The following is a 25,419-nucleotide window of genomic DNA, read 5'->3' as shown; positions in this document are numbered from 1 at the left end:
TATAAACTAATATACTTTAGGTTTTTCGTTTGCGTTGTATTCAACCCCCATTAAATTACCGTATCTATGGTAGTTGTGAGAATAACTTTGTTCTATTAAATAATTTAACAATTCCATACGACCACTATTTCTAGGTTCTTTGTCATAAACCGGAATTGCGTTTTGATGACATCTTATTAAGAAATGATCTGATAACACTCCTAATGCTCTTACACAGGTAAAATCTTTAGGATAATGTTTTAAGGCATTTCCACAGGTGTCTTTAATTAATGGAATGTTTAATAGTTTTGCAATGTATTCTACTTTGTCTATGTGTTTTTGAGGTGTGTGAACATCATATAGCAATAAAATTTCTTTATAAGGAATGTAACTACAAATATTATATTGTCCACGTAAGTTTACATAGTCTATTTTTTTTACAAACAATTCATCATACCATTTTTGATAATCTTTTTTCCAATCGGTGGTTTTAGATTTGATGTTGGTAAATTGTAAAACGTAATTAATTCCTCCAGCTTTCATTCCAAAACCAAAACAAGAAGCTTTAATTCCACCAAAAGGTTGTCTTTGTACAATAGCCCCTGTGGTAGATCGGTTAACGTATTTGTTTCCAGCTTCTATATTGTTGTTCCAATATTCAATTTCATTGTCATCTAAAGATTCTATTCCGGCAGTTAAACCATAATCAACATTGTTAGCAATTTTTACTGCATCTTTTAAATCGGTGGCTTTTAATACAGACAAAATAGGGCCAAACAACTCATTTTGATATGAATAATCATCTGTGGTTACATCCCATATAATTCCAGGAGATAACATGTGATTTCCATTCAATCTTGGTTTTACCAACCATTGATTGTCTGGAGTGTTTTGAATAACATGTTTTATTTTTTCTGATATAGGTACGGCCAAAGGACCAATTTCTGTAGCAAAATCCCATGGGTTACCAAAAACTTTACTTTTGGCAGCATCTTTTAAAAGAGTTTTAAATTCTTGATCATTAAAAACATCTTCGGTTAAAATGAGCAAAGAAGTAGCAGAGCATTTTTGACCAGCATTTCCAAAAGCAGATTGTACAATATTAATGGCAGCTTGTTCTTTATCTGCCAAACTAGTTACAATGGTACTGTTTTTTCCACCGGTTTCTGCATATAGGTTTAATTGAGGATTTCTTTCTAATAAGAAATGAGCAGTTTCTGTACCACCAGTTAAAATAACGGCATCAAAAATGTTTCCAGTGCTTAAAAAATCATCAAGAATAGATTCCTCACAAGGTAAAAAGTATAAGGCATCTTTTGGAATTCCTGCAGCCCATAAACATTTACAAGTTAAATAAGCACAAGCAGAAGCGTTGGTTGATGGTTTTAATATTACTTTTTTTCCTGCAGCTAAAGAAGCTAAAGCTCCTCCAATAGGAATGGCAATAGGGAAGTTCCATGGAGATAATACTAAGTTGATTCCTTGGTCATCACTTGTAAATTCTTTGGCTATTTCTAAACTGCTTTCTGCATAAAAATTGGCAAAGTCAATGGCTTCAGAAACTTCTACATCTACTTCTTTTACGGTTTTACCTAATTCTGCTACGGCAACACCAATTAAATCAGCCCTGTTTTTTTCAATTTCTATGGCAGCTTTTTTTAGCAGGTGAGCTCTTTGTTCTACAGAATAATTTTGCCATTCTGTTGTGCTGTCAATAGCTTTTTGATAATCTTCTTTAATAGCCATTTCATAACTCCATGGTGGGGTTCCCGACCAGTTATTTACTTTTATGTCGTACCTTTCATTATTGTCTAAATCTCCAACAACAGGAATGGTTGTTCCTATAATGTTTTCTGGAGTTTTCCAATCTTCTCTTATTTTTTGAGCCCAAGCGATGTTTTGAGGTAAATTCCAATCTGTATTAGGAACATTGTGAAAACCTTGCATAATTTTAGGACTATCGTCTTTGTATCTATCTTGTTTTCTGTTGGCAACAGTGTTTAGGTTTTCCATTAGAGAAATAGATTTTAAAAACTCTTCTTTTAAAGAGTTCCACTTTTCCGATCCAATTTCTAGATTATACCCTTCTTTTAAAAAGTTTCCGTCTTGAGTACCTTCATCAAGTCTTCTAACTAAGTAAGCAATGGCAGCGTTGTATTGGTTTTCTTTAACAGTAGGGGTGTATAGTAAAAGGTTTACTTTTTCTGCTAATAAATTATCTACTGTTTGGTTGGCCATTCCTTCTAACATTTCAAAATCAACACAGTCTTCTAATTGATTTTCTTTTACCAATTGTAAGGCATATGAAATATCAAAAATATTATGAGATGCAACTCCTACATTTACCACTCTTGCAGATTGAGGTGTTAACATTTCTGATAATATTTTTTTGTAATTGGCATCAGTTTCTGGTTTGGTGCTATAAGTTGCCAAAGGCCAGTCTTCAATAGAAGATTCTGTCATTTCCATTTCCATATTAGCCCCTTTTACCAATCTTACTTTTACCGATGAGCCTCCGTTGTTTACTCTTTCGTTAGCCCATTTGTACAGTTTTCTGTAGTAATGAATCATTTCTGGAATATAGGCTTGTAATACAATTCCTGCTCTAATATTTTTATATTCGGGCAAAGACAAGGTTTTGATAAAAACATCAAAAGTAATTTCTAAATCTTTGTATTCCTCCATGTCTAAATTCACGAATTTCTGAATTCCTGTTTCTTTTTCAATTTTTAAAATCTCATCGTAGAACATAGATAGTCTAGTGGATAGTTTTTCAACGGTATCATCATGAGCTAAAGAAGAAATTTGAGAAAATATGGTAGAGATTTTAATAGAAATATAGTTTACATCTTTTCTATTAAGCAAAGCTAAGTATCCTAGTATTCTTTTTTGTGCCTCATCTTCACCAATAAGTGCTTCACCAATAAGATTTACATTTAAGGTAATGTTTTGTTCTTTTCTTTTTTGAGCATGTTTTTTAAATTTTTTACTATTGATAAAAAAGACAACATCACTAGAAGTAGCTTGAATTTTTTTAAGCATAATTGATACGCTAAAAGTAGGAGTAATTTTACCAACTACAGTAAAAGCCTTTAATAAAAGGTTTTCTACGGGCGTGAAAAGAGCTTGATAGTTTTTATGGGTTTTTAATAAATGAATTACATGGTTTGCAACTTTTTTGTAGTTTTTTGATCGGAAGGCAACATCCATCATTTGAATTAGGAAATGTTTAGATTCTGGAACTTCAATAATAGTTTTTAACCGATCTGCAAAAGGATTGTCTGCATGGTTTGTTTGTTTTGTTTGTAATTTTTCTGCTAACTGTAATATTTCTGGAGTATTTGTTTTCATAGGTTGCATATTACTAATTATTGAATAATTTTTTGTTGACGAAGAACAACTTAAGAAAATTTATGCTCAATTTTGTGTAACTATAGAGAAAATATAACAAAATAAAAAGCCTGCTATGATATAGCAGGCTTTAATATGTTTTATGGATGTAAACTATAGTTTAAAAGCTTTTTTTACTTCATCAACATAATCTAGTTTTTCCCAAGTAAAGGTTTCAACTTCAATTTCTTTTTTTCCTTCATAAGGAGATTCAAAAACCACAGTTTTTACTTCTGGAGTACGTCCCATGTGTCCGTAAGCTGCAGTTTCGGTATAAATTGGGTTACGCAATTTTAATCTGTTTTCAATAGCAAATGGTCTCATGTCAAAAATAGAAGAAACTATTTCTGCAATTTGTCCATCTGTTAAATCAACTTTACTAGTTCCGTAAGTGTTTACAAAAATCCCCATAGGTTCAACAACTCCAATAGCATAAGAAACTTGAACTAAAATTTCAGAAGCTACTTCAGCAGCAACCAAGTTTTTAGCAATATGACGAGTTGCATAAGCAGCAGAACGGTCTACCTTACTAGGGTCTTTTCCAGAAAATGCACCTCCACCGTGAGCTCCTTTTCCACCGTAAGTATCAACAATAATTTTACGACCAGTTAAACCAGCATCTCCATGAGGTCCTCCAATCACAAACTTACCTGTTGGGTTGATGTGGAACTTGATATCATCACCAAATAAAGCTTGTGTATCTGCATCAAAACTAGCTTTAACTCTAGGGATTAAAATATTAATGATGTCTGATTTTATTTTGGCTAACATAGCTTCATCTTCATCAAAATCATCATGTTGCGTAGAGACTACAATAGCATCAATACGCTCTGGCTTGTTATCATCAGAATATTGTAATGTTACTTGTGCTTTTGCATCAGGACGTAAATAAGTAATGTCTTTCATTTCTCTACGTAAAGCTGCTAATTCTTTTAACAAACGATGAGAAATTTCTAAAGCCAAAGGCATATAGTTTTCTGTTTCGTTAGTTGCGTAACCAAACATCATTCCTTGGTCACCTGCACCTTGCTCTTCTTTACTCGCTCTATCAACTCCTTGGTTGATGTCTTGAGATTGTTCATGGATAGCAGATAATACTCCACAAGAATTTCCATCAAATTGATATTCACCTTTTGTGTATCCAATTTTGTTGATGGTGTCTCTGGCAATTTGCTGCACATCTAAATATGCTTTTGATTTTACTTCTCCAGCCAATACTACTTGACCAGTAGTTACTAAAGTTTCACAAGCTACTTTAGAATCTGGATCATAAGCCAAAAAGTGATCAATTAATGCATCAGAAATTTGATCTGCAATCTTATCTGGGTGTCCTTCTGAAACGGATTCAGAGGTAAATAAATATGACATATCTATTTGTGTTTTATATTTAATATTTATTATGCTGAATGCCTTGGTCGGCTAAAGAAGTAGATAATTACTGCTTTAGCTCTTTATTTCTTACAATAATAATTGTAAAAGAGGTGGCAATCAGTTCAAATCTTTCCCCTTTTTGTGGCGACAAAATTATAAAAAAGAAATGGAATAGGAGTTGTTAAAATTGTCTTTCTTTTTTTTGAATTTTTATAAGATGATTTGATGTGTGTAGATTATAGACTTGTAAAAGGGTTTTATATATTTGTTAGTTACGTAATTAGAAATTATTAAAAAAGAAATTGTTATGGATGGTCAAAGACTAGAGACTTCTGCATTACATGCAGGACATGATACAACCCAAACACAAGGAACAAGAGCGGTACCTATTTACCAAACCTCTTCTTATGTGTTTAATAATACGGAGCATGCTGCAAACTTATTTGGGTTAAAAGAATTAGGTTTTATTTATACAAGATTAAATAATCCAACCAATCAAATTTTACAAGACCGTTTGGCAGCGGTAGAAGGAGGAATAGGTGCTGTTGTTTTTGCATCAGGAACTTCTGCTATTGCAACAGGATTAATGACTTTGTTAAAATCAGGAGATCATATTGTGGCATCTAGTAGTTTATATGGAGGAACTTATAACCTATTAAATGTTACCTTACCTAGGTTAGGGATTACAACTACTTTTGTTGATGCATCAAACCCAGAAGAGTTTAAAGCTGCTGTACAAGATAATACAAGAGCATTTTTTGTAGAGTCTTTAGGAAATCCAAAATTAGATGTGCTAGATTTAGAAGCTATTGCCGAACAAGCAAAAGTAGCTGAGGTACCTTTTATTGTAGACAATACAGTTGCATCACCAGCGTTGTTAAATCCTATTAAGCACGGAGCTAATTTGGTAATACACTCGTTAACAAAATATATTGGTGGACAAGGAAACTCTCTAGGAGGCGCTATTATTGATGCAGGTACTTTTAATTGGGCAAACGGAAAATTCCCAGAATTTACAGAGCCATCAGCGGGATATCATGGATTGGTGTATCATGAAGCATTAGGTGCAGCGGCTTTCACTTTTAAATTAATCTTAGAAGGATTGCGTGATTTTGGAGGAGCTTTAAGCCCAACAAATGCTTTTAATATTATTCAAGGTTTAGAAACTTTACCAGTAAGAATTAAACAACATAGTGCAAGTGCATTAGCGTTGGCTACTTGGTTAGAAGAAAGAGAAGAGGTTGCGTGGGTAAATTATCCAGGATTAAAATCTAGTAAATATTATGATTTGGCACGAAAATATTTGCCAAATGGACAAAGCGGTTTGGTTACTTTTGGTTTAAAAGGAGGTTATGAAGCAGCTAAGAAATTTACGGATGCTACTCAAATATTTTCTTTATTGGCAAATATTGGAGATACAAAATCATTGATTATTCATCCGGCAAGTACAACACATCAGCAATTAAGTGAGGCAGATCAAGCAGGAGCGGGAGTAACGCAAGATTTGATCCGTTTGTCTGTTGGTTTAGAAAATATAGAAGATTTAAAAGCAGATATTGCACAAGCATTTAGTAAAATTTAAACGTAACTTAATGTTTGTATCTTAAGACTATAAAACCATCACTTTAAAGTGATGGTTTTTCTTTTTTTAAGTCTTTTATACATTTCTTTTATTTCGCAATTTATTTTATATCTTTGCCACAGCTCATTATGTATTGAAGTAAGTTATCATGAAAGGTAGAGGGAATAGACCCGTTGAAGCCTTAGCAACCCTTTTCTGTTTTGTTAGAAATGAAGGTGCTACATTCTACTAGCAGTTTTGTTAGATAGATAACACAGGAGCAATTCTCTTATAAAATCACGATAACTTAACAACATTCACAAATTCACTCTATATTTAGATTAGGGTAGAAGGTTATTTGAGTTTAAATGATTTTACGACATTGAATAAAAGTTTACAACATAGAACACTAAAAGATTACACTACCTTGGTAGGAGTGCATTATCCTAACTTAGAACTTTCTTACGAAGTTTTTGGTCAGCCATTGCACTCAGCACCTGTAGTATTAGTAAATCATGCACTTACAGGGAATTCCGATGTGGCAGGAGAGCATACAGGTTGGTGGAAAGGAATTGTGTCTAAAGGGAATTTGGTTGATACTAATAAGTATACAATCATCTCTATAAACATTCCTGGAAATGGATATGACAATAAGCCAGAAAATTTAATAGATGACTACAAAAGTTTTACCGTTAGAGATGTAGCTCAGTTGTTTGGTTTGTTATTACAAGATTTAGGAGTTAGCAAATTACACGCTATTATAGCAGGTTCTTTAGGAGGTGGAATTGCTTGGGAAATGGCAGTGTTGTTTCCAGATTTAGCAGATTATATTATTCCTATTGCTTCTGATTGGAAAGCTACAGATTGGATTTTAGCTCATAACAAAGTGCAAGAGCAAATTTTAACCAATTCTAAAAAACCTGTGCACGATGCTCGTATGATGGCAATGTTGTTTTATAGAACAGCAGCATCTTTTAAAGAAAAGTTTAATAGAACACAAAACGAAGCTTTAGGAATTGCCAATGTAGAAAGCTGGTTGTTGCATCATGGTTATAAATTAGAACAAAGGTTTGAGTTAAAGGCTTATCAAATGGTAAATCATTTGCTAAGTACTTTAGATATTACTGCAGAAAGAGGAACTTTTGAAGAGGTGGCTAAAAACATCAAAGCAAAAGTCATTCAAATAGGAATAGATTCAGATTTCTTTTTTGTGCCTGAGGAGAATAGAGAAACTCAAAAAGTTTTAGAGAGTATAGGAGCAAATGCTTTGTATAAAGAAATCACTTCTATCCATGGACACGATGGATTTTTGGTAGAAGATGAGCAGTTAAAAGAATTGTTGAAAGGTGTGTTTTAAGAATTTTAGAATATATGGTCTTCGAATAGCCTGTGCTGAGTTTATCGAAGTATGGTCGAGAAGTAAAAGAGTAGATGTGAGTTCGAGTTTTTAATGAAGAAACGAAATTAAAAAGTATCGAGAACAGATGTGAAAAAGTTGATTTGATAAACTGTTTAGGTGTTAGATAAATTCAAAGACAAACGCATAAAGATCAAAATAAAAATATTGATGTAGTGTATAAACAATTACACAAATCAACAATTTAACAAATAAACCTCAAAAAATGAAAGTATTAAAATTTGGAGGAAAATCATTGGCAAATGGAGAAGGAATTAAAAGTGTTATTTCCATTCTTTTAAATAAAATAAAAAACAAAGAACAAATCGTAGTAGTTGTTTCTGCAAGAGGAACTGCAACCGAAGATTTGTTTGAGTTGTTAGAAAAAGCTAAAAAAGGAGAAGATTATAAAACTGCTTTTGAAACTTTTAAAAACAATCAATTAGCACCTTTTTCTACCGTAGATTTTTCTCAAGAATTTTCTTTTCTAGAAAAGATTTTTGAAGGGGTAAATTTATTAGGTGATTACAGTCCTAAAATAAAAGATTTAGTGTTAGCTTATGGTGAGTTGTTAGCTGGTAAAACAGTTACAGCTTTGTTAAAATCCGAAAAGGTGAATGCTCAATATACAGATTCTAGAGAGCTTTTTAAAACGGATAATGTTTATGGAGAAGCTACTTTATTAGAAGAAATTACAGAAGAAAATACCAAAAAGTATTTTCAGAATATAGATTTATCAGCAGTAGTGCCAGTAGTAACTGGTTTTGTTGGGGCTAGTTTAGAGGGGGAAACAACTTCTATTGGGAATAATGGAAGTAATTATTCAGCTTCTTTAATTGCAGGATATTTAAATGCGGAGGAGTTAGAAAATTATACCATTGTTAGTGGAATTTATACCGCTAATCCTGCGTTGGTTTCTAATGCTCAAAAAATAAATCACTTGTCTTTTAACGAGGCAAATGAATTGGCAAACTTGGGAGATAATGTACTAGATGCTAAGGCAATTATTCCTTTGGTAAAAAAGAATATTTCTTTGCGAATTTTAAATACGTTTGAGCCAGAAAGTCCTGGGACTTTAATCAATGCTGAAGCGAGTTCTAAAAACGGAATCAAAGCTATTTCTGTGCAAGAAAACATGGCTTTGGTAAGTTTAGAGGGTAGAGGTTTGTTAGGAAAAGTAGGGATTGATGCTCGTTTGTTTGCTGCTTTGCAAAAGGAAAATGTTAGTGTGGGAATCATTTCTCAAGGTTCTTCAGAAAGGGGAATTAGTTTTGTAGTAAATGGTAAAGATGCTCATAAGGCAAAAGATGCTTTAGGAAACGAGTTTAATTTAGATTTTTTAAGTAATGATATCAATAGAATATCTATTACAAGAGGAGTAGCAGTTGTGTCTATTTTGGGGAATTCATTAAGTTCTTTTAATACGTCATATACTGCGTTGGTTAATAATAATATCAAACCGTTGTTGATTAATAATACAGTAACGGGTAATAATGTTTGTTTGGTGATAGACAATAAAGAATTAAGAAAAGCAGTAAACGTAATGCATGGAGAAATTTTTGGTATAGCCAAAAAAATAAACGTAGCAGTGTTTGGTGTTGGTTTGGTTGGAGGAACTTTAATCAAACAAATTTTAGAGAGCAAAGAGAATATCTTAAAGCGTAAAGGAATTGATTTAAATGTTTTTGCAGTAGCAAATTCTAAAAAAGTGTATTTCAATGCTGAGGGAATTCAAGAATCTTGGAAACAAGATTTAAAAGAAAGTGGAGTTCCTTATAAAGGAATTGAAGCTATTGTAAATTATGCAAAAGAGCATCATTTAGGGAACTTAATTGCTGTTGATAATTCTGCAAGTGCAGGAATGACAGAGAATTATATTCCTTTAATAGAAAACGGTTTTAACTTAGTTTCTTCTAATAAAATTGGAAACACAAAGTCTTTAGATTTTTACAATGAGTTGCGTTTGGCTTTAATGCAAAACAGAAAACAATACTTGTACGAAACTAATGTTGGTGCAGGATTACCTTTAATTGATACCATTAAGTTGATGCATGCATCAGGAGAAAATATCACAAGAATTAAAGGGGTTTTCTCTGGAACTTTAAGTTATTTGTTTAACAATTTCTCTGCTAAAAATGTGAAATTTAGTGAGGTGTTGAATGAAGCGGCTGAACAAGGGTTTACAGAACCAGATCCTAGAGAAGATTTAAACGGAAACGATGTTGGACGTAAATTGTTGATTTTAGCTCGTGAATTAGATTTACAAAATGAGTTTGATGATGTGCAAATTCACAATTTAATTCCTGAACATTTAAGAGATGGTGATACTGCTTCTTTTTTAAATAAATTGGAGGAGTTAGATCCAATTTATCAAGAAATAAAAGACAAACAAGAACCAAATCACGTATTGCGTTATATAGGTGATTTACATGGTGATTTGGCATCAGATAAAGGAATTTTAGAAGTAAAATTAGTTTCTGTACCTAGCGATTCTGCTTTAGGACAAGTAAAAGGAGCCGATTCTATTTTTGAAATTTATACAGAATCTTATGGAGATCAACCAGTAGTAATTCAAGGAGCTGGAGCTGGAGCAAATGTAACGGCTCGTGGTGTCTTTGGAGATATTATGAGATTAACAGAACTTGAATTGTAAATTCAAGTTAGTACTGAGTAGTCGGTACAAAGTAATTAGTTTAAATGAATGTAAAACTATGTACTCAGTACTCAGTACTTTGTACTAAATACTAAGCGAAGCAATGAGCAATAAAAAAAACTTCGAAACCCTAGCGGTAAGAACGCAATCAGAAACTACTCAGTTTTCTGAGCATTCAGTACCCTTATATTTAACATCTGGATTTGTTTTTGACGATGCCGAAGAAATGAGAGCTTCTTTTGCCGAAGAAAAACAAAGAGATTTATATAGTAGATACAGCAATCCTAACACAAATGAATTTATAGAAAAAGTTTGTTTGATGGAAGGTGCCGAAGTTGGTTTTGCTTTTTCAAGTGGAATGGCAGCCATCTTTTCTACTTTTGGAGCATTGTTAAGTGCAGGAGATCATGTGGTTTCTTGTAGTTCAGTTTTTGGAGCAACACATGGTTTGTTTACCAAATATTTTCCAAAATGGAATATCAACTGTTCTTATTTTGATGTAAAAGATGTTGATAAAATTGAAAGTTTAATTCAGCCAACAACAAAGTTTATTTATGCAGAAACACCAACCAACCCAGGTGTTGATGTGTTAGACTTAGAATTGTTGAGTAGCATTGCCAAAAAACATGGCATCCTTTTAATTATTGACAACTGTTTTGCAACGCCTTATTTACAGCAGCCTATAAAGTTTGGGGCAGATTTGGTAATACATTCTGCAACTAAATTAATGGATGGTCAAGGTAGAGTAATGGGAGGAATTACTGTAGGTAACAAAGAATTGATTAGGGAAATTTATTTGTTCTCTCGTTTAACAGGGCCTTGTATGAGTCCATTCAACGCTTGGGTGTTGTCTAAGTCTTTAGAAACTTTAGCAGTAAGAGCAGACAGACATTGTGATAATGCATTAAAATTAGCAGAGTTTTTAGAAAGTCATCCTAAAGTAAAATGGGTAAAATATCCTTTCTTAAAATCTCATCCTCAATATGAAATTGCTAAAAAGCAAATGTTAAAAGGAGGTAGTATTGTTGCTTTTGAGGTTGAAGGGGGTGTAGAAGGAGGAAGGAAATTTTTTGACAACATAAAAATGTGTTCTTTATCTGCTAATTTAGGAGATACCAGAACCATAGTAACGCATCCTGCAAGTACAACTCATGCCAAGGTAGAAGCTGAGGTGAAATTAGCTGTAGGAATTACCGATGGAATGGTGCGTTGTTCTTTAGGTTTAGAGCATATAGATGATATTATTGCTGACATTAAACAAGCTTTAGAAGCATAAAATAATAGAAACCGAGTCTGTGAAAAGCTCGGTTTTTTTATGCTTAAAAATATTAGTTTTTATTCTTAATATTTTTTTTCATTAAAAAAGGAGAGCTTAATTTAGAAGAGTAAATTTTAATAACAACCCCATGATAGATTTAAAAGGAAAAAACGCTCTTATTACTGGAGCTGGTAAAGGAATAGGAAAAGCAATTGCCTTAGCATTGGCTGCTGAAGGAGTAAATATTGCATTGTTGGCAAGAACTGAAAAAGATTTGTTAGCCACTGCTAAAGAAGTAACTGCTTTGGGAGTAAAAGCGGTAACAGTTGTTGCAGATGTAGCCAATATAGAAGAAGTGAATAAAGCAACAGGAGTTGTTTTTAGTAAGTTTGATACTATTGATATTCTAATCAACAACGCGGGGATTGGAAAGTTTGGTAAGTTTTTAGAGTTAAGTATTAAGGATTGGGAACAAATAATTCAGGTAAACTTAATGGGGACTTATTATGTAACTCGAGCTTTTTTACCTCAAATGATTGAAAGAAATTCGGGAGATATAATCAATATTTCATCAACGGCAGGTTTGCGTGGAGCAGCGGTTACAAGTGCATATAGTGCTTCTAAATTTGCTGTTTTAGGATTAACAGAGTCCTTAATGCAAGAAGTTAGAAAAAATAATATCAGGGTTACGGCTTTAACTCCTAGTACGGTAGCTACTGATATGGCAATTGATTTAAAATTAACAGATGGTAATCCTGCATCGGTTATGCAGCCGGAAGATATTGCTGAGGTGATTGTAGCTCAATTAAAATTAAATAAAAGAGTCTTTATTAAAGATGCAGGAATCTGGTCAACAAACCCTTAGAAAGTCTTAAATAATAGTACAAAATCCCATCATGAAAATGATGGGATTTTTTTGTTTTAATTTTTTTTATTTAAAATTATAGTACTTTGTTTTGCATAGTACCTTTTTTTAAATGTATATTTGCATAAGAAACTACTAATTTTATGAAAAAGTTATGATAAACAATCATTATAAAAACATTGCAGCCTTTACACATCTCTCAAGCTTTAGCAGGTTTGTAATTCCCTTAGGTAATTTTTTAGGGCCTTTAATTTTATGGCTTTTAAATAAAGATAAATCAGAGTTTATAGACAATCATGGTAAACAGGCAGTTAATTTTCAACTCAGTATGTTGTTGTATGGCATTGTAATAGGAACCATTGCCATTCCTTTTTTCTTTTTTAATTTTTTTCAAGGTTTTAATTTTAATGAATATCATCACTTTAGTTTTAATATTAATAAAGCATTTCCATTAATGTTTATTGGTGGTGGTTTAGGCGTTGTAGCAGTTGTAGGTTTTTTATTTGAGTTTGTGTTGGTAATTATGGCAAGTTTAAAAGCTAAGGATGGCATGAGTTTTAAGTATCCATTAACCATAAATTTCATCAAATAACTTAAAAAATGAGTAGTAGTATTTTAACACAAAAAAGTTTTAGAAAATGAAGATAGAAAACACAAAAGCACAAATGCGTAAAGGTGTTTTAGAATATTGTATACTCTCAGTCTTAAAAGATGAAGATGCATATGTGGCAGAAATTCTAAGCACTTTAAAAGATGCTAAGTTACTTGTGGTAGAAGGAACTATATATCCTTTATTAACAAGACTTAAAAATGCAGGCCTTTTAAATTACAGGTGGGAAGAATCTTTATCTGGTCCACCTAGAAAATACTATGGTTTAACCGATACAGGTAAACTTTTTTTAAACGAACTAAACACAACTTGGAACGAACTGCAAAATGCAGTTAATATAGTAACAAGCCCAAAACCACTAAAAGATGAATAAAACTGTTAATATAAATTTAGCCGGTATGTTTTTTCATATTGATGAAGATGCATACTTAAAGTTGCAAGGGTATCTTACGGCTATAAAAAAATCGTTTAGCAATACAGAAGGGTATGAAGAAATTATAGCAGATATTGAAACTAGAATTTCAGAGCTGTTTAATGAACGCCTAAAGAGTGAAAGACAAGTTATAAGTCTTAAAGAAGTTGAAGAGGTTATTACTATTATGGGACAACCCGAAGATTATTTGGTTGATGACGAAATTTTTGAAGATGAACCTAGTTTTAATTCTTCTAAAAAATCAATCCCTAATAAAAAACTTTTTAGAGATATAGAAAATTCATATATCAGTGGAGTATCATCTGGTTTTGCTCATTATTTAGGAATAGATCCTATATGGATGCGTTTGCTTTGGGTACTACTTGTTATGATATCATTTGGAACCTTTGTGGTTATTTATATTCTTTTTTGGATATTAATACCTGCAGCAAAAACAACAGCTGATAAAATTATGATGACGGGAGAACCGGTAAACATTAATAATATTGAAAAACAAATAAAAGATAGTTTTGAAACGGTTTCGGGAGTAGCTAAAAATGTGTCTAAATCTGTTTCAGATACTGCTAAAAAACACGGGGGTACTGTAAAAAAAACATCAAAAAACTTTTTTGATGCTATTGCTAATTTTATCATGTTGATGGTAAAAATATTTTCAAAATTTTTAGGAGTAATTATCATTATTTTTTCAGTATTTATTTTGATTGCTCTAGTGTTAGGGCTCATCTCTGTAGGTTTTAAAAATATTTTAAATATTCCAGGAGTAGAGTTTTTATACGTAATGAATGCTGCAAATACACCTATTTGGTTAGGGGCTATACTTGTGTTTTTTGTTGTTGGGGTTCCTGTGTTTTTCTTTTTCTATTTAGGGTTAAAGATTTTTGTAAACAATTTAAAATCGATAGGAAAAATTGCAAAATTAACCTTGTTAGCAGTATGGTTGTTTTCTGTAGTAGGAGCAGTAGTTGTGGGGGTTAGAGAGGCTAGTGAACATTCTTTTTCTGAAAGTGTAACAGAAAAAAATAAGTTGAATCTTACTGAACATGATACTTTATGGATAGAAATGCGTTCAAATGATTTGTATAGAAATCAATTTTATGTGAATAACAATTTTAAAATAGTAACTCATAAAAATGGAACGAAGGATATTTATAGAAGGGATGTAAGATTTAAAATAAAATCTACTAGTGATTCTTTTGCAAGTATTGTTATTGAGAAAAAAGCAGATGGAGGTGGGTATGAGCAAGCATTAAATCGTGCTAAAAAGATAACATATAACTATGCTTTTGAAAATAATAAATTGATACTAGATTCTTTTTTATCCACAAGTATAGAGAATAAATATTGTGAACAAGAAGTAGAAATTACTCTTTATTTACCAAAGAAATCATTGGTTTATAACGAAAGAAATACTTGGGATTACCATGCTAGAGGTTCAATAGTAAATAGAAAGTTAACCAATCATTATTTAAAAATATTAAAAGACGATGTTGAATGCATAGATTGTGGGGATGATTTTAAAGTAGAGGTAAAAACTCCTAAAGTAAAAATAGATGAAGAAGGTATTGAAATTAATGGTGATGAAGGGAGTTTAAAAATTGATAAAAATGGAATTAGAGCAGAGTCTAAAGATGTTAAGATTAATATTAATAATGGAGGGGTAAATGTTGTGCAAAAAAATAAGGATGAAAGTTCTATAAGACATGTTGCTTATACTGATAGAGATAGTAAGGTGAGGTTGGCTGCATTAAAAATGTTAACAAACCAGACAGATATAAGACATGTTGCTTACACTGATAGTGATTTTAAATTAAGGTTAGCGGCGTTAAAAATGTTAACAAACCAGACGGATATAAGACATGTTGCTTATACTGATAGTGATTTTAAATTAAGGTTAGCTGCGTTAAAAATGTTAACAAACCAGACTGATATAAGACATGTTGCTTATACTGATGAAGATGAAAATATAAGAGCAGAAGCGTTGGCTTTATTAAAATAATTAAAGACCTAATAAAACAAAAAAACATCATGAAAATGATGTTTTTTTGTTAGTTAACTTATTTACTGTATTGACTTCCTATTTCAGCCAAGGGGTCATTTTTAATATCATCATAAAATTTTGCAAAAGTTACGTGCATATATGGAATTAGCCATAAAAATCCAATTCCTAAAGTTAAAATACATAATAATGACCATCCAAAAAATCTTAAACATAATCCAAAGTATTTTCCTTTATAACCATGCATCATTTCTTTACTTTTTCTAAGAGCTGCTTCTGGTCCAATTTCTGGTTCATCAACCATAATATAGAAAACCATGGCATAAGAAATAGCTGCTATAATTCCTGGAATGATAAATAGTAAGCTCCATAAAAACACGTATAAAACTTTTAATAAATAGGCAACTAAGTAGTTGGCAAAGTTATCAAATCCATCAAAAAGTTGTTTAATGTCTTCTTTTTGGTTTCTTGCAATGTTAAGTGAAAAAGTAGCCAGTCCAAAGGTTAAAGGACCTCCTAATATAAAAGAACCGATAGATCCTAAAACTGGAATTGCAGATAAAGACCCAACAATAAGTCCATATATTAAAAAGGTAATAATAGCCATTCCCCATTTTAAATCTAGAGAAGCTCTGGCTTGTTGCATAAGTTTAGCATTTTCGGTTGCCATAGTTTATTGTTTAAAAAGTTGTTTTGATGATGTACTGCAAATTAATCATTTTAGATTTATTTGTAAGGTAAACCTTCCTGTGTGATTTATCACATTTTGTTTTTTGTTATCTTCGTTAAAAGCTTCATCATTGAAAGAAAAAATTTATTTATCACCTCCATATTTAAAAGGTAACGAACAAGCATTGTTAAAAAATGTTTTTGATAGTAATTGGGTAGCTCCACAAGGACCTATGATTACTGCTTTTGAAAATAACTTATGTAAAACTGTAAAATCTTCCTATGCTGTTGCTCTAAATGCTGCTACAGCTGCTATTCATTTAGGTTTACAAGTTTTAGGAGTGCATAAAGGTGATAAGGTTTTATGCTCCACATTTACATTTGTGGCATCGGTAAATCCTATTAGTTATGTTGGAGCAATTCCTGTTTTGGTTGATGTAGAAAAAGACACGTGGAATATTTGTCCTACCTTATTAGAAAAAGCGATTTTATCTGAAATAGAAAAAGGCGATAAGCCTAAAGCTTTAATACTTGTTCATAGTTATGGAATGCCTGCTAAAATAGATGAAATTTTAGAAGTAACTAAAAAATATGATATTTTGGTGTTAGAAGATGCTGCTGCCGCTTTAGGAAGTACTTATAAAGAGAAATACTGTGGTGTTTTTGGAGATGTTGGTGTGTATTCATTTAATGGAAATAAAATTATAACCACCTCTGGTGGTGGAATGTTGGTTACTCATCAAAAAGAATTGGCAGAAAAAACCTTGTATTTGGCTACTCAAGCCAAAGAAATGAATACAGAATACCAACACAAACAAATAGGGTTTAATTATAGGTTGAGTAATGTTTTGGCAGCTATTGGTGTAGCTCAGTTAGCGTTGTTAAATGAGTTTGTACTTAAAAGGAGGCAAAATCATCAATTTTATAAAAAAGAACTTCAATCTCTAGAGGTTCATTTTTTAGAAGATAATAACCAAACCAAAAGTAATTTTTGGTTGACTAATATTTTATTCAATAGTTTTGAGGTTAAAGAAAAGGTAAGAATAGCTTTGCTTGAGGATGAAATTGAGTGTAGGTCTTTGTGGAAACCTATGCATCAACAAACAATGTACGAGAATACTGCTTTTTACACTAATGGTAATAGTGAGGATTTGCATTTTAGAGGATTGAGTTTGCCTAGTGGCTCTTCTATGTCTACAAAAGATTTACAAAGGGTTTGTAGGGTAATTAAAAGTTGTTTTTAAAACCATTTTTTCTTTCTAAAATAATACACGGAACCAAGGGTTACTAAAACCATAACGCCCAATAAAACAAAATATCCGTTGTGCTGTTTTAGTTCAGGAATGTACTCAAAATTCATCCCGTAAATTCCTGCTAAAAAGGTTAAAGGAATAAAAATGACAGAAAAAATAGTTAAAGTTTTCATTACTTCATTTAAACGATGTCCTTGTATGCTAAAGATCAAGTTTATTTTACTTTCCATTTCTTGTAAATCAAAATCAATAGTGTTTAGTAGGTTGTGAATTTGAGTGCTTAATTCACTATAAAACTTTTTATTTATTTTTTGTTGCTCTACTTTTTCTAATTTGGTAATGATATCTCTTAAACTAGTGGCTGCTTTTTTAAAAGTAATAAGGATGTTTTTTTCTTTTTCAATATTTTGAGTAAATTCTGGAGTGGGTTTTACATCGCTTCCTTTAATTAAAGTTTCCATAGAAGCTGAAATACTTTCATAGGCTTCTTCATAATTATCAATAATAGATTCTAAAATTAAGAATAACAAATAATCGGTTTTTTTAGAACGAACAATTCCTTTGTTTTCTCTAATACGTTCTCTAATCCACTCAAAATAATCGCCTTTTTCTTCTTGAATACTCCATAGAATATGTGGTGTTAAAATAAAAAACATCTGTTCTGTTTGAAAGTTTTTAGTTTCTGTTTTTAAAACTTTTATGGTTACAAACAATACGTTGTCTAGTTCTAAAACTTTGTTTGGATGTTTTTCTTCGGCAATTAATTTTAATAAAAAGTCATCGAGTTTGCTATTGGTAATAATAGATTTAAATTCGTTTTTATGATAAGTTCCATAAGTGTTTAGCCATTTTATTTTTTTATCATCGCTATTAAAATTTATTTGATCAATAGCAGTAATAGGATCACAACTATAAGTCTCTTTGGAGTATCCTATAAGAGAGGTGCTGTTAAAAAAATCTTTTTTCATGGCTGTAAAATTTATGATTCTTCATTTTTTATTAAATGCACATCGAGCTGATTAAAAGGAACCGTAATGTTGTGTTCTTTAAATGCTTTGGCGATGTTAACTCTAATTTCGCTTTTAATTTTTTCAACACCAAAAATATTTGCAGTATAAAAAATAATCATAAAATCTAAAGAAGATGCACCAAAATCTGTAAAGCGAACATTGGTGTCTTGTTTTCTAATAACCTCAGGATGTTTGCGGGCACATTCTTTAAGAATGTCTATTACCTGTTCCACATCACTTCCATAGGCAACCCCTACTTTAACCGTAAAAATAGTAGTTGTACCGTGGTGGCTCCAGTTGACTACTTTATTGGTGGTAATTAGTGAATTGGGAATAATTACAGAAATATCAAACCTATTAATAGCTTTAGAGGTTCTTAGACCAATACTCTTAATTTGAACTACATCACCATCAACTTCAAGAATATCTCCCACTTTGGTGGTTCCTTCAAAAAGAAGTATTAATCCAGAAATAAAATCATTAAAAGTTTGTTGTAGCCCCAAACCAATACCAACTAATAATGCAGCTGAACCAGCTAATAAAAAAGTGATTTCAATTCCCAGTCCCTCTAGCATGAAAACAATTCCTATAATCCACAAAAAGTAAGATGAAATTTGTACTAAGGCATAGGCATTTGAATGGTCTAGGTCTGATGTTTCTTTTCTTTTTTGAATAATTTTAGAAAATATCCAAACCAAAATACGAGTCATTATAAAAATGGCAAGCACCAATAAAATGTTAAAAATTTTAATGGAGTTTTCTCCAATTTTTATGATCTCAATATTGATAAAATCATTCAATGCATCCATGTTTTTAATTTTTGCATAAAAGTAAATAAAAAGCTTTTGATTGTGGTTTGGTAAAATAATATTTATCCACCAATAGCAATCATACTACGGTTGTCTAAACGTAGTTCATCAGAAGTAAATTGCTGTTGAGTATCCATACCACCACGCATTTTCTTTTTTGATGCTATGGCTATTTTAATTGGTTTTTCAATACTTTTTCCTGCTCTTAAAGCGGTTAAAATATCTTCTTCACCACCAGAAAATAAACAGTTTTTAAGTTTTCCGTTAGCCGTTAATCTAATTCTGTTACAACTATCGCAAAAAGGATTGGTTACGGTGCTAATAATAGCAAAGCTCCCTTTGGCATTTTTTAGTTGATAATTTTTAGAAGTATCGTTTGGAGCATCTTTTAGTTTGGTAATATTATTAGTTCCAAAATGATGTTGAGCAGTAGTTAAAATGGTTTGTAAAGAAACCAATTGATCTAGCTTCCATTCATTCCCGTTAAAGGGCATAAATTCTATAAAACGAAGATTTAAATTGTGATGTTTGGTGAATTCAATAAAGTTATTGATTTCGTCATCATTTACATCTTTCATTAATACGCAGTTCAATTTTACCTTAAAAAAATCATCATTGGCAAATAGCATAATGTTTTTGTACACTCGCTCAAAGTCTTTACGGCGGGTAATTTTGTTAAACTTTTCAGGGTTTAAAGAGTCTATGCTAATATTAATTTTACGGATGTTACATGCTTTAAATATATCTATAAATTTATCTATAATAATTCCGTTTGTGGTAATAGAAAGTTCTACGGGTAAGGTGGCTAGTTTTTTTAAAATGACAGCTACATCTTTTCTAACCAAAGGTTCTCCCCCGGTAATTCTAATTTTTGTAACTCCTAAATCCACAAACTTTTTGGCAATTTCAAAAACTTCATCATAATTCATGATATGGCTTTTGGGAGATAAAGGAATTCCCTCAGCTGGCATACAATAAGTGCATCTTAAGTTGCACTTTTCCGTAATAGAAATTCGCAAATAAGTATGTTCTCTGTTAAAATCATCAATTAATATGTTGTCTGTTTTTTTGATATGCTGTTGTTTTTAGTTATTGCTTCTCGACTTCGCTCGAAGACCTATTTTTATTTGTGTAAAAGTAGTTGAGAATTCAGAAATTAAGCAGTTAAGAATATATAGATTTCACTATTCACTATTCACTATTCACTATTCACTATTAATGCCTTTCTCCTTTTAAAACACCATAAATATGAAGAACTGCAGGGAAAATAGCTTCCATAGATTCTTCTGCTCCTTTGGTAGAACCTGGTAGAGCCAATACTAATGTGTTGTTTATAATTCCTGCTACACTACGTGATAACATGGCATATGGAGTTCTGGTTTGTCCGTAACTTCTAATGGCTTCTTCAATTCCAGGAATTTGTCTTTCAAATAAAGGGGTTAAGGTTTCTGGGGTCACATCTCTTGGAGACAATCCCGTTCCACCAGTATAGATAATTAAATCAAAATCTTTTTGACTGTTGGTAATGGCTTTGTCTGTAATGATATCCTTTTCGTCAGGAATAATGGTGTATTCTCCAATACTGACTTCACATTCTTTTAATTTTTTAATGATGGCTTTTCCTGCCTTGTCTTCTTTTTTACCAGCAGAAATAGTATCAGAACAAACAATAACCGATGCTTTTAATCCTGCTCCAGATTTTTTATGAAAAGTTGATTTTCCTCCTCTTTTTTCTAGTAGCTTAATGCTGCCAATCTCAACATGTTTGTCAATAGGTTTTAGCATATCATACATGTTTAGAGCTACTACACTTGCTCCGTGCATGGCTTCTACCTCTACACCTGTTTTGTAAATGGTTTTTACGGTCATTAAAATAGTAATCTCTAAACCATTTATTTGATATTCTACCCCTGTAAACTCAATTGGTAAAGGGTGGCAGTCTGGTAGTAAATATGGCGTTTGCTTAATACCTAACAAACCTGCAGCACGACTCATTTCAAAAACGTCTCCTTTGGGTACAGTTTTGTTGTTAATAGCATCAATAGTTTCTTGTTTGCTCACTTTTACAATGGCTTGTGCAGTAGCGGTTCTTAAGGTTGAGCTTTTATGTGTAATGTCGACCATTTTTGTTGCTTTAGGCCATAAGCGATTTGCTTTAGGCTAGTTGTTAAAAAGGCATAAAGCTTAAAAGCCTATAGCCTATAGCAGTAAACTCTATGAGTTTACTTTCCACTGATGCGTTTCGTCTTCAAAAATTTCTTTACCAAAAATAGGACTTTCTGCTTTGATGGTTTCCACCAAATATTCTAAAGCTTTCATGGCTTCTTTTCTTCTTGGTGACGATACAAAAACAAATAAGCAAATTTCTCCTGCTTTTACAGCTCCTAAACTGTGATAAATATGCATACAAGTCAGTTCAAACTTTTCAAAAGTAGCTTCTCTAATTTCGCTAAATTTTGAGTTTGCCATTTCTTCATATGCAGTGTACTCAATAGCAGATACTGTTTTTCCATTAATTTCATCAGCTCTTATTTGACCTAGAAAAATATCATGTGCACCAATGGTTGTTTTGGTTTGGTGTTTGGCTATAGAGTTGGCAATAAAATCTGGAGTAATAGCACCATCAATAAAAACATTGTGTTTTTTCATAATTCTCCTCTGTTTATCTAGCAAAGATAATCATCCTCCAGCAAACGGAGGTAAAAATGCCAATTCATCTCCCTCTTTTACAGAGAATGTTTTGTTTTCTATTTTTTGATTAACGGCTATATTATACGTGGTGTTGTTTAGGTTGGGGTATTTGTTAAGAATGGCTTTTTCAATATTTTCTAGACTACAAGTATCGGTTTCTATAGAAAAAGATTCTTGAGTTGTGTTGGTTGTTTCTACCAATATTCCAAAATATTTAATGGTGATTAGCATATGTTGTATCTTTCTAAATCTTTTGGAGTATTAATGTTTACTATTTTGTCTCTAATATGGTCTGGTGCAACAATGGTTTTTGCATCTAGTTGTTTGATAACAAAACGCAATTTCTGAATTTTATTTTTAAGTGCTAATTTAAAAACGCCCAAGCATTTTCTGTTGTATAAAGCTATTAAAGGAGTTGTTCTGCTATTACAAATGTATTGAACAATATCATGTTTGTTGTTTCGTTCGTCTAACAAAGGTTTAAAAACTTCTAAATCTACTTTTGGAGCATCGCAACTAACAATAATACTATAGTCTGTTTTACTTGCTTTTAAGCCTGTGTAAACAGCGGCTACTGGACCGTAGTTTTTTACATTATCTGGAATTCTTTTTACACCAAATTGATCGTAATTTTCATGATTACTTACAATAATAACTTCATCAACAATAGGAGTGAGTTTGTTAATGATGTGTTGAGTAAAGGTGATGTTGTTAAGCGTTAATGTTCCTTTGTCAGTTCCCATTCTTGTGCTGTTTCCACCTGCGAGAATAATTCCAGTAATGTTCTTTTGCATAACAATAGTTGGTTTTAATCAATAATATATGTGTTTACTTTTTCTCCTTTTTTTACCATTCTAACATCATCTTCTAAATATATTAAAGCATTTGCCTGAGCAAAACTATTTAACATGGCAGAGCTTTGACTACCTAAAATAGTGACATTGTTTCCGGTAACTTTTGCTTTTAAAAACTCTCCTCTGGTTCCTTTTTTTATGTATTCGTTTTCTAGTGTTAACGGAACTGTTTGTTTTCCATAATTAGGATTGGCAATCATTTTTTGCAAGGCTGATTCGATGTAAATATAATAGCAAGTTAATGCTGATGCTGGATTACCAGGTAATGCAAATACTACTGTGTTTTTGTTTTTCCCAAAAAACAAAGGTTTTCCAGGTTTTTGCTTTATTTTATAAAAGATTTGTTTGGTGTTGAGTTCTAATAAAGCCTTGCCAACAAAATCATAATCACCAACAGAAATTCCACCAGAAATTAAAACCAAGTCATTGTTGTTAATAGCTGTCTTTAATGTGTTTTTTGTAGCATTATAATCGTCTTTAACTTTATGAAGGGTTACGTTTGTAAATCCTTTTTTAGCCAAGGCGGTTTGTAGCATTATAGCGTTGCTCTCGTATATTTGTCCAAATTCCAAAGCAGTACCGGGAGCAATTAATTCGTTACCAGTAACCACAATGCTAATTTTGGGTTTAGGATAAACCGTAACTTTTGTAATTCCTAAAGTGGCTAAAAAACCAATAGCAGCTGGGTTTAGCTTTTCACCTTTTTTTAATGCAATTTGATGCTGTTTTATTTGTTCTCCTTCTAATCGTATGTTTTTATAATTAGTTAACAGGTCATCAATACTTAAAACACCATTTTTTACAGATGTGTTTTCTTGCATAATAACTGCATTTGCATTTATAGGAGTGGCTGCACCTGTAAAAATTCTTACTGCTTCGCCAATGTTTAAGTTTTTTCTATTGTTGTCTCCAGCTTTTATCTCATCTACCAACACAAAATTATTTTGATGTTTTTCATCAAACAACACCGCATAACCATCCATGGCAGATTGGTTAAAAGGAGGCATGTTTATAGGCGAAAATACATCTTCAGCCAAAAATAAATCTAAGGCTTCTGATAATAAAACTTTTGTAGGAGGTAATGTTTGAGTGTGGTTGTTTACCAAACTCATCGCTTCTGTAATACTTATTAAATAATTTTCCATATAAATAAAATAGAAGACGAATGTAGGATTATTCTGCTAAAACCACTTCTTTAAACTTACTTTTGGGAGCTTCACAAAGGCTACAACTATAATTATCTGGTAAGTCTTTAAAGGCTACACCAGCAGGAATATTAGCTTCTTCATCACCAAATTCATCATCATAAACAGTCATACAACTACTACATTGGTGAATGGTAGTTTCTGCTAATCCTGAGTCTTTATTTTGTTTAGGTTTGGCAACGTTTTCTGTGTTGGTATCTAGCTGTTTAAAGTATAGTTGACTTAATTGCATTAATAATCCAGGTAGTTCAATTTCCTCTACGTTTTGTGCATAAGGAATATATTCACGGGTGTTAGGGTCAAAGTTTTTACAGTACAAAACATTGTATGATGCGATGTTTTCAAAACCATTGGCAATTTTTGGTTCAGGGTTTTTTTCAACAATCATAGATGTAAAATACTGTGGATGTTCACTTCTTTCATGATATCCAAAGGTTAAACCATAAGTACTAATATCATTTTGATCAAAAGACTTTACAATAAATCTTTTTAGTTTTAATGCTTCAGGATCGTTAACAGGTAGGTGCCAGTTTAACTCTAAAGATGAGTGACGAACGTTAATACCTCTTTGTCCTAAAAATTTTTCTAGCATAAATTTATATTCCTTTTCTATTCCTTTTACAATAAAGGATTTCCAAGGTGTGATACAAATTTTACTGATTTTATAATCCATACAAAAATCACAAAATTCATCTAAAAAATTTATGTCATATTTGTTGTTTCTCCAGTATAATCCTAACCAATATTGGCTAATTCCCATTTTGTTCATTCCCTCATAATAAGGAAAAGGTCTGTAAGGAATTTTTAACGGTTCAAGAACTACTTTGTTGTTAGAATCTGTTAATTCTGTAACGCGGTTAAATAAATCTTGAACGTTGTCGTAGTTTTTGTATTCCTCTTCAATAATCTTAGCTACTTTGGCAATATTCCAAGAAAACACCAAAACAGGATAGTTAATGTCTTTTTTCCAGCCTGGTAAGTTTAAGTTTAAATACCAATAATCTTCACTTTTTGAAGCAATGAAGTTTAAGTGTCCTCCGTATATGGGAACCAAGTTTTGTTGCGGATCTACAATGTTGATTTTAAGAGTAGGGTTGTACTTAAAATCTTCATGCAAATACAAATACGTGGTAGCGCTTAGCCAAGATGTTTGTTGAAAAACATCGGCACAAACGTAAGAGGATACAATGTTTTGATATTTATGAGTATCATCATCAACATCTTGTTTAAACTCTGGAAAATAAGTTTTTAATAAATGTTGTTGGTTGTCTTTAACGGGTAATAATATATCTTGTCTAGATCCAAAACTAATGGATGTTAGGTTTAATGCTCTAGCTAGTTGTGTTACTTGCTTTAATTCATTTGGAGTGATAACACCTCCTTTAATGAAAATTCTTTTTAGTTTTTCAATCATTA

General features: G+C 31.9%; 21 protein-coding genes and 1 riboswitch. Of the genes, 9 read left to right on the top strand and 12 right to left on the bottom strand.

Annotated elements, in window-relative coordinates; genetic code table 11:
• Positions 1-6 precede the first annotated feature (6 nt).
• On the bottom strand, positions 7-3,330 hold the full coding sequence (locus tag ACXGQT_RS08050) for a proline dehydrogenase family protein (protein WP_457828087.1): 3,324 nt from the start codon (positions 3,328-3,330) through the stop codon (positions 7-9).
• A gap of 153 nt (positions 3,331-3,483) precedes the next feature.
• Positions 3,484-4,737, bottom strand: coding sequence for a methionine adenosyltransferase (gene metK / locus ACXGQT_RS08045; RefSeq protein ID WP_457828086.1), 1,254 nt, complete (start codon positions 4,735-4,737; stop codon positions 3,484-3,486).
• 310 nt (positions 4,738-5,047) lie between these two features.
• Here metK and ACXGQT_RS08040 point away from each other — a divergent pair, with 310 nt between their 5' ends.
• The 8 genes from ACXGQT_RS08040 (at position 5,048) to ACXGQT_RS08005 (ending at position 15,512) form a co-directional block, all read left to right on the top strand.
• Complete coding sequence (locus ACXGQT_RS08040) at positions 5,048-6,322, top strand: O-acetylhomoserine aminocarboxypropyltransferase/cysteine synthase family protein (RefSeq protein ID WP_457828085.1); 1,275 nt, start codon at positions 5,048-5,050, stop codon at positions 6,320-6,322.
• 140 nt (positions 6,323-6,462) lie between these two features.
• Positions 6,463-6,577, top strand: a riboswitch (SAM riboswitch).
• A 106-nt stretch (positions 6,578-6,683) separates the two neighbouring features.
• Positions 6,684-7,658: an alpha/beta fold hydrolase gene (locus ACXGQT_RS08035; RefSeq protein WP_068824117.1), complete on the top strand. Its 975-nt coding sequence runs from the start codon at positions 6,684-6,686 to the stop codon at positions 7,656-7,658.
• 265 nt (positions 7,659-7,923) lie between these two features.
• Positions 7,924-10,350, top strand: coding sequence for a bifunctional aspartate kinase/homoserine dehydrogenase I (gene thrA / locus ACXGQT_RS08030; protein WP_457828084.1), 2,427 nt, complete (start codon positions 7,924-7,926; stop codon positions 10,348-10,350).
• A 103-nt stretch (positions 10,351-10,453) separates the two neighbouring features.
• Complete coding sequence (locus ACXGQT_RS08025) at positions 10,454-11,626, top strand: trans-sulfuration enzyme family protein (protein WP_457828083.1); 1,173 nt, start codon at positions 10,454-10,456, stop codon at positions 11,624-11,626.
• 130 nt (positions 11,627-11,756) lie between these two features.
• Positions 11,757-12,473: a 3-ketoacyl-ACP reductase gene (locus ACXGQT_RS08020; RefSeq protein ID WP_457828082.1), complete on the top strand. Its 717-nt coding sequence runs from the start codon at positions 11,757-11,759 to the stop codon at positions 12,471-12,473.
• A 154-nt stretch (positions 12,474-12,627) separates the two neighbouring features.
• Positions 12,628-13,065 carry a DUF4870 domain-containing protein gene (locus tag ACXGQT_RS08015; RefSeq protein ID WP_457828081.1) on the top strand — a complete coding sequence of 146 codons (438 nt, stop codon included), beginning with the start codon at positions 12,628-12,630 and terminating at the stop codon, positions 13,063-13,065.
• Positions 13,066-13,111: 46 nt separating this feature from the next.
• The gene (locus tag ACXGQT_RS08010) at positions 13,112-13,456 is read left to right on the top strand and encodes a PadR family transcriptional regulator (protein WP_457828080.1); all 345 of its coding nucleotides are present in this window, start codon (positions 13,112-13,114) and stop codon (positions 13,454-13,456) included.
• The gene (locus tag ACXGQT_RS08005) at positions 13,449-15,512 is read left to right on the top strand and encodes a PspC domain-containing protein (RefSeq protein ID WP_457828079.1); all 2,064 of its coding nucleotides are present in this window, start codon (positions 13,449-13,451) and stop codon (positions 15,510-15,512) included. The genes ACXGQT_RS08010 and ACXGQT_RS08005 overlap by 8 nt, the downstream gene beginning before the upstream one ends.
• A 58-nt stretch (positions 15,513-15,570) precedes the next feature.
• Here ACXGQT_RS08005 and ACXGQT_RS08000 read toward each other — a convergent pair whose 3' ends face one another.
• The gene (locus tag ACXGQT_RS08000; RefSeq protein ID WP_457828078.1) at positions 15,571-16,182 is read right to left on the bottom strand and encodes a DUF975 family protein; all 612 of its coding nucleotides are present in this window, start codon (positions 16,180-16,182) and stop codon (positions 15,571-15,573) included.
• Between the two features lie 130 nt (positions 16,183-16,312).
• On the opposite strand from ACXGQT_RS08000, the gene ACXGQT_RS07995 reads away from it, so the two are divergent.
• Complete coding sequence (locus ACXGQT_RS07995) at positions 16,313-17,425, top strand: DegT/DnrJ/EryC1/StrS family aminotransferase (protein WP_457828077.1); 1,113 nt, start codon at positions 16,313-16,315, stop codon at positions 17,423-17,425.
• On the opposite strand, the gene ACXGQT_RS07990 is transcribed toward ACXGQT_RS07995, so the two are convergent.
• From ACXGQT_RS07990 to ACXGQT_RS07950, 9 genes are all read right to left on the bottom strand, one after another.
• Entirely contained in the window at positions 17,422-18,402 is a 981-nt protein-coding gene (locus ACXGQT_RS07990) for a magnesium and cobalt transport protein CorA (RefSeq protein WP_457828076.1), read from the bottom strand. The two genes, ACXGQT_RS07995 and ACXGQT_RS07990, sit on opposite strands and share 4 nt — an antisense overlap.
• Before the next feature lie 11 nt (positions 18,403-18,413).
• A complete protein-coding gene (locus tag ACXGQT_RS07985) occupies positions 18,414-19,253 on the bottom strand; it encodes a mechanosensitive ion channel family protein (protein WP_457828075.1) in 840 nt (279 codons plus the stop codon).
• Between the two features lie 62 nt (positions 19,254-19,315).
• Positions 19,316-20,326: a GTP 3',8-cyclase MoaA gene (moaA, locus tag ACXGQT_RS07980; RefSeq protein ID WP_457830806.1), complete on the bottom strand. Its 1,011-nt coding sequence runs from the start codon at positions 20,324-20,326 to the stop codon at positions 19,316-19,318.
• Positions 20,327-20,468: 142 nt separating this feature from the next.
• Positions 20,469-21,377, bottom strand: a complete 909-nt coding sequence (moaCB, locus tag ACXGQT_RS07975) for a bifunctional molybdenum cofactor biosynthesis protein MoaC/MoaB (protein WP_457828074.1) — start codon at positions 21,375-21,377, stop codon at positions 20,469-20,471.
• 90 nt (positions 21,378-21,467) lie between these two features.
• Positions 21,468-21,902 carry a molybdenum cofactor biosynthesis protein MoaE gene (locus ACXGQT_RS07970; RefSeq protein ID WP_457828073.1) on the bottom strand — a complete coding sequence of 145 codons (435 nt, stop codon included), beginning with the start codon at positions 21,900-21,902 and terminating at the stop codon, positions 21,468-21,470.
• 30 nt (positions 21,903-21,932) lie between these two features.
• Entirely contained in the window at positions 21,933-22,175 is a 243-nt protein-coding gene (locus ACXGQT_RS07965; RefSeq protein WP_457828072.1) for a MoaD/ThiS family protein, read from the bottom strand.
• Positions 22,169-22,738, bottom strand: coding sequence for a molybdenum cofactor guanylyltransferase (gene mobA / locus ACXGQT_RS07960; RefSeq protein ID WP_457828071.1), 570 nt, complete (start codon positions 22,736-22,738; stop codon positions 22,169-22,171). Before mobA ends, ACXGQT_RS07965 begins: the two co-directional genes overlap by 7 nt.
• A gap of 14 nt (positions 22,739-22,752) precedes the next feature.
• Positions 22,753-23,943 (bottom strand): molybdopterin molybdotransferase MoeA, encoded by a 1,191-nt coding sequence (locus tag ACXGQT_RS07955; RefSeq protein ID WP_457828070.1) that lies wholly within the window; start codon positions 23,941-23,943, stop codon positions 22,753-22,755.
• Positions 23,944-23,971: 28 nt separating this feature from the next.
• Positions 23,972-25,417 carry a rubredoxin gene (locus ACXGQT_RS07950; RefSeq protein WP_457828069.1) on the bottom strand — a complete coding sequence of 482 codons (1,446 nt, stop codon included), beginning with the start codon at positions 25,415-25,417 and terminating at the stop codon, positions 23,972-23,974.
• Positions 25,418-25,419 lie beyond the last annotated feature (2 nt).

The organism is Wenyingzhuangia sp. IMCC45467 (genome assembly GCF_054111205.1).
The sequence above is the reverse complement of the archived record's forward strand: the minus strand, read 5'-3'. Positions and strand labels throughout refer to the sequence as shown.

Bases quoted from the DNA above. Each gene is read 5' to 3' on its own strand.
- ACXGQT_RS08050 (WP_457828087.1), bottom strand. From the start codon at position 3,330: ATGAAAACAAATACTCCAGAAATATTACAGTTAGCAGAAAAATTACAA.
- metK (WP_457828086.1), bottom strand. From the start codon at position 4,737: ATGTCATATTTATTTACCTCTGAATCCGTTTCAGAAGGACACCCAGAT.
- ACXGQT_RS08040 (WP_457828085.1), top strand. From the start codon at position 5,048: ATGGATGGTCAAAGACTAGAGACTTCTGCATTACATGCAGGACATGAT.
- thrA (WP_457828084.1), top strand. From the start codon at position 7,924: ATGAAAGTATTAAAATTTGGAGGAAAATCATTGGCAAATGGAGAAGGA.
- ACXGQT_RS08025 (WP_457828083.1), top strand. From the start codon at position 10,454: ATGAGCAATAAAAAAAACTTCGAAACCCTAGCGGTAAGAACGCAATCA.
- ACXGQT_RS08020 (WP_457828082.1), top strand. From the start codon at position 11,757: ATGATAGATTTAAAAGGAAAAAACGCTCTTATTACTGGAGCTGGTAAA.
- ACXGQT_RS08015 (WP_457828081.1), top strand. From the start codon at position 12,628: ATGATAAACAATCATTATAAAAACATTGCAGCCTTTACACATCTCTCA.
- ACXGQT_RS08010 (WP_457828080.1), top strand. From the start codon at position 13,112: ATGAAGATAGAAAACACAAAAGCACAAATGCGTAAAGGTGTTTTAGAA.
- ACXGQT_RS08005 (WP_457828079.1), top strand. From the start codon at position 13,449: ATGAATAAAACTGTTAATATAAATTTAGCCGGTATGTTTTTTCATATT.
- ACXGQT_RS08000 (WP_457828078.1), bottom strand. From the start codon at position 16,182: ATGGCAACCGAAAATGCTAAACTTATGCAACAAGCCAGAGCTTCTCTA.
- ACXGQT_RS07990 (WP_457828076.1), bottom strand. From the start codon at position 18,402: ATGAAAAAAGATTTTTTTAACAGCACCTCTCTTATAGGATACTCCAAA.
- ACXGQT_RS07985 (WP_457828075.1), bottom strand. From the start codon at position 19,253: ATGGATGCATTGAATGATTTTATCAATATTGAGATCATAAAAATTGGA.
- moaCB (WP_457828074.1), bottom strand. From the start codon at position 21,377: ATGGTCGACATTACACATAAAAGCTCAACCTTAAGAACCGCTACTGCA.
- ACXGQT_RS07970 (WP_457828073.1), bottom strand. From the start codon at position 21,902: ATGAAAAAACACAATGTTTTTATTGATGGTGCTATTACTCCAGATTTT.
- ACXGQT_RS07965 (WP_457828072.1), bottom strand. From the start codon at position 22,175: ATGCTAATCACCATTAAATATTTTGGAATATTGGTAGAAACAACCAAC.
- mobA (WP_457828071.1), bottom strand. From the start codon at position 22,738: ATGCAAAAGAACATTACTGGAATTATTCTCGCAGGTGGAAACAGCACA.
- ACXGQT_RS07955 (WP_457828070.1), bottom strand. From the start codon at position 23,943: ATGGAAAATTATTTAATAAGTATTACAGAAGCGATGAGTTTGGTAAAC.
- ACXGQT_RS07950 (WP_457828069.1), bottom strand. From the start codon at position 25,417: ATGATTGAAAAACTAAAAAGAATTTTCATTAAAGGAGGTGTTATCACT.